Source organism: Paenibacillus macquariensis (assembly GCF_900156375.1).
In the GTDB taxonomy this organism is placed as follows: domain Bacteria; phylum Bacillota; class Bacilli; order Paenibacillales; family Paenibacillaceae; genus Paenibacillus_AQ; species Paenibacillus_AQ macquariensis.
The window spans coordinates 1-3,779 of the sequence record NZ_FTNK01000061.1 but is presented as its reverse complement, the minus strand read 5'-3'; the positions used below and the strand labels follow the sequence as shown (position 1 = coordinate 3,779).

The 3,779-nt window shown below is 35.8% G+C and carries 7 protein-coding genes; all 7 read left to right on the top strand.

What is annotated here, in order from left to right; translation table 11 throughout:
• The first annotated feature begins 448 nt into the window (after positions 1-448).
• The 7 genes from BW961_RS29270 to BW961_RS29240 all read left to right on the top strand — a co-directional run bounded on the left by BW961_RS29270 (position 449) and on the right by BW961_RS29240 (position 3,079).
• On the top strand, positions 449-847 hold the full coding sequence (locus BW961_RS29270) for a hypothetical protein (RefSeq protein ID WP_068583863.1): 399 nt from the start codon (positions 449-451) through the stop codon (positions 845-847).
• A gap of 30 nt (positions 848-877) precedes the next feature.
• Positions 878-1,132: a hypothetical protein gene (locus tag BW961_RS29265; protein ID WP_068583866.1), complete on the top strand. Its 255-nt coding sequence runs from the start codon at positions 878-880 to the stop codon at positions 1,130-1,132.
• A gap of 20 nt (positions 1,133-1,152) precedes the next feature.
• Positions 1,153-1,533 (top strand): hypothetical protein, encoded by a 381-nt coding sequence (locus BW961_RS29260; RefSeq protein ID WP_068583869.1) that lies wholly within the window; start codon positions 1,153-1,155, stop codon positions 1,531-1,533.
• Between the two features lie 350 nt (positions 1,534-1,883).
• Entirely contained in the window at positions 1,884-2,168 is a 285-nt protein-coding gene (locus tag BW961_RS29255) for a hypothetical protein (protein WP_068583872.1), read from the top strand.
• Positions 2,168-2,362 (top strand): hypothetical protein, encoded by a 195-nt coding sequence (locus BW961_RS29250; protein ID WP_068583873.1) that lies wholly within the window; start codon positions 2,168-2,170, stop codon positions 2,360-2,362. Before BW961_RS29255 ends, BW961_RS29250 begins: the two co-directional genes overlap by 1 nt.
• A 12-nt stretch (positions 2,363-2,374) precedes the next feature.
• The gene (locus BW961_RS29245) at positions 2,375-2,626 is read left to right on the top strand and encodes a hypothetical protein (protein ID WP_068583876.1); all 252 of its coding nucleotides are present in this window, start codon (positions 2,375-2,377) and stop codon (positions 2,624-2,626) included.
• A gap of 84 nt (positions 2,627-2,710) precedes the next feature.
• Positions 2,711-3,079 carry a hypothetical protein gene (locus tag BW961_RS29240; RefSeq protein WP_068583879.1) on the top strand — a complete coding sequence of 123 codons (369 nt, stop codon included), beginning with the start codon at positions 2,711-2,713 and terminating at the stop codon, positions 3,077-3,079.
• The last annotated feature ends 700 nt before the right edge of the window (positions 3,080-3,779 follow it).

The following is a 3,779-nucleotide window of genomic DNA, read 5'->3' as shown; positions in this document are numbered from 1 at the left end:
CGCAGTAGACACAAAAAACGACATAAGGAGGGTTAAAAATGTTTGATTCTAAAAAATAAAATGCTGATGCGATTGTATGTCCTCATTGTGAAAAAGTTCATGGAGATGATTACATTGAGGTTGGTGATATGAGTGGTGACTTTGAAATGGAATGCGAAAAATGTGGTGAAACTTTCAAAGTCGATTTTTATAGTGTTTTTTGGTTCAAAACAGAAAAGAAGTAGTGTTATATTCCGAAGAAACTATGATACTTAACTGAATAGGGAGATTACATTGATGAATATGGTTTTGATAGTCGGAATATTAAAAACAATTTTAGGAATAGCTATGGTTTATTGTTTCTACCAAATATTAATGTTAAAGAAATAGATTGAATAAATCCGTTCTTAAGTATAAGAAATTCGACAACATAATGAATAATAAGTTGTATAAGGGAGTAATGTGAATTATGGAAAAATTCAATATTTATGGAGTGTTTCAAAATAATGAATATCTAATGAATGTAATTGTAGATGTAATAGATGCAGAAGATCAAGAAAATGCAATGGATATTGTATGTGAAATGAACTTAGGAACAGTAATATTTGATGCTAATCAAAATGCTTTTTTTCATATACACAATGGAGAAACAAAAATACTAAATGATGATAAAATAATACATTGTGAAGTTTGCGATCCGAGAAAAAAGATTGTAGAAATACCTATATTAAAAATTCCGATTTATTCTAGTAAGGATTATGAAGAGATCACCTTAAATCAATTGGTACGAGGGATTTTAAAGGAAGTGTTTGAAAAAGATAAAGAATTTATTTCATTTGAAAGTATTGCCTTTGGAGTAAATACATGAACACCGTATGAATAGGGAGAGATCATTGACATGGATAGAACATATGTAACATGTATTCCATCAGGTCCGGAGGAAGTAATTCTTTATGCAGGTCAAGATAAAATTGCGGCAGTTAATATTCAACCAAAGAATACACTATTCTATGATGGAGAAGCTTATGTACGAGTCTTTCAGGATGGAATAGAGATCGGTGTCATAGTTAGAGGAGAATTTAGAAATAACGATAAATCGACGTTAAGTAAAAAAGTGAATAAGATTAACGAAGGTAAGCTCGACGCGACATAGTGAATAGGAGAGTGTAGTTAATGAACCAAAAGGATTTTATTACCGAAATTAGAGATATTTTTGAAGATAGCGTCTACAAGGAAAATAAAGTTCTATGTCAAAAAGAACCAATCGATGGTGTGTGTTTTTTTCAGTATACAGAAGACTCAGTTCATAAAATTACGTATTGGATATCAGGAATTAATGAAATGATTGAAGTTAGTCCTTATTCTCAAAATGGAGCAATAATGGAAGATACATACTCATATCAGTCTTGGTGTTGTCCCAATAGTTATGAGCAATCTTTAAAGTATTTAAAATTACGGTATGAAGGACGAAAACTATTTGAATATACAACTGAAAGGATAGAAAAGCTATCCAAGGATACTCGTAGTTACCTCAAAACTAGAAAAAACTTATGATCTAAAGGCCTTTGAAGAAACAAATTGAATAGATCCGTTCATGTGAATGGCAGCACGAATAGCCGGAAACCCGTCAGTTTCCAGCTAAGTTTTTGCTCTCCTAGATGAGATCAAAGCAAATAACCAGGATGCGCATCCCATTCGTATAGCGTATGTATGTAACCTTGCGTTGGCGGCCGCTTTCTGCTAACGCTTCAATTCTAGTATTTCCAAATTGATAGAACAATATACATCATTATGTAGAAAAAATTGAAGTCATAAAAATGTCATCAACTAATCTCTTGAAAAAGGTTACTGCATAGTACGACGATATTGCGCAACAACAATAAATAGGGATTGAGGTATAACAAATGATTGATCCGAAGTTAGCTAATATATTCAGATGGCACATTGAAAGAGTTTCATTCACAAGTGCCAGTAGTTCGGTTATTAAACTGCACATTCCGGGAGTGAACCAACAAGATAGGAAAAACGTCATTCTGGGAATTATAGACAAAATCCGCGGTGTGACCATCGAAGAAAAGACGCTACTTGCAGTTAAAAGGTGTCAAGCAATATGTAACCGGAAGAATAAAGAGTTGGATCAGGCTGAAAAAATGACATCAAACTTCAAAAAATATATGGAGGAAACCTGATGAATGAAACCGTTATAGCTTCAACGTTTTGGGTATGGACAGAAAAGGGAACAGCACTTGATCCTCATTCTCGTGCCGGTGGCAAAGTATGGCCACACATTACAACATCGGCACCAAAAAGGTATTTGGATGAGGGGTATATACAAGATGCTTCTGAATGCATAGTAGTAGGTCAAATAATACTAGATATATAGGAGGATCCAACAATGATATCTCCAGTAGCTATACAAATGATTGAAATTGCCCTCACTCCAATCATTAGATCGGGTAAGCGAGTTGATAATATAAATTTGATGGTGTGTCCTACATCGAATATTTCTCAGCTACTTAATATAGAAACAAGATTCGGGTTAGTGAAGATAGTACCTGGTGATTGCGTACCGAAGGGATATTCATACTTAATAGAAAAGCCATTAAGTATAGGAGGTAAAGGATTTGCTTGGGTATCAAAAAAATAAGCTCACCGGGATCAGTTGGGGAACGGACCGGAGAGCATAAATAATCATCATCTTCTATTATAGCAAGCAAAGGAGATGAAGGGAATGATCGCTTTGCAACTAAACTTTTTTGATGAAGCCAACGAGGATGAAAAAAAGCAGACAAAGTCTCTTTTAATACGTTACAGACGTCATAAAAATATAATAGCAGAACTTGAGAAAATAGAGGAACTTGCTCCAAAACAAGAAAGAGCGTACAATGCATATTTAAATGCAACATTAGATGTTGAACGTGCGGTACGATTAATCATCGATCAGGATATTAAAAGAGCAATACAGATGAGGTTTATTGATGGGATCAGACGCAAGGATGTTGTTGTTCACTATCGATTCTTGGATCCATCAACTGTGGACCGTCGGATTAATAGGGGCATCGAATCAATTGCGAATACTATAAAAGTGTTTGAAAGTTAGAAATGCGTGTAAAATGCGGGGGAATCGCCTCTATGATGCTAGTCATATGCAAGTTTTTAAAAGGTACAGTGGAATCAATAGAGCAGAGATGCTCGGGTGATCCTGCTGTACCTTTATCAATTGCAGGACTCGGCCATGCGGTGGGTTTGTAAACCTTAGACGTTAATCGTCAAACGTGTGGTGGTGAGGCGGGGTTAAATGCCCTAGTTTTTTATTATGGCCTTTAGGTGTAGATAGGTTCGAATCCTGTCAAGGTCGTTAATTTGTCAAGGTCGTTAATTTATAGCATTCCTCCTATATAGCCGTTCATTATGTGCGGCACATTTTTAAATCACCGGTCGCTGAGATAATCAGTGGCCTTTTTATTATTTATATGAAAGGAGCGAGCTGAGTGGGTACAGACTTCAAGAAGCCGCCAGTGCGGCAACCATTATTATGTAGGGGTTGTGAATGGGGCAACTGGGAGGGTTCCGCTCAGTTCTGCTCCAAACCACAGGGATGTGTTAAGCCGGATAGTGGTGTTAAAAAATGAAATATGTTGAACCGATACGAGACAGGGAAATTATAGAGGATATTAAAAAACGGCTGTTTCAGGAAGCAGATAAGAGAAATTATATATTAGTTGTTATTGGTATGAATATTGGGTTCCGAATATCGGACATTCTTCCATTGCGAGTTCGAGACTTGAAGAAAGAAAAAC

Coding starts and splice junctions, on each gene's coding strand:
- BW961_RS29270 (WP_068583863.1), top strand. CDS start 449: ATGGAAAAATTCAATATTTATGGAGTGTTTCAAAATAATGAATATCTA.
- BW961_RS29265 (WP_068583866.1), top strand. CDS start 878: ATGGATAGAACATATGTAACATGTATTCCATCAGGTCCGGAGGAAGTA.
- BW961_RS29260 (WP_068583869.1), top strand. CDS start 1,153: ATGAACCAAAAGGATTTTATTACCGAAATTAGAGATATTTTTGAAGAT.
- BW961_RS29255 (WP_068583872.1), top strand. CDS start 1,884: ATGATTGATCCGAAGTTAGCTAATATATTCAGATGGCACATTGAAAGA.
- BW961_RS29250 (WP_068583873.1), top strand. CDS start 2,168: ATGAATGAAACCGTTATAGCTTCAACGTTTTGGGTATGGACAGAAAAG.
- BW961_RS29245 (WP_068583876.1), top strand. CDS start 2,375: ATGATATCTCCAGTAGCTATACAAATGATTGAAATTGCCCTCACTCCA.
- BW961_RS29240 (WP_068583879.1), top strand. CDS start 2,711: ATGATCGCTTTGCAACTAAACTTTTTTGATGAAGCCAACGAGGATGAA.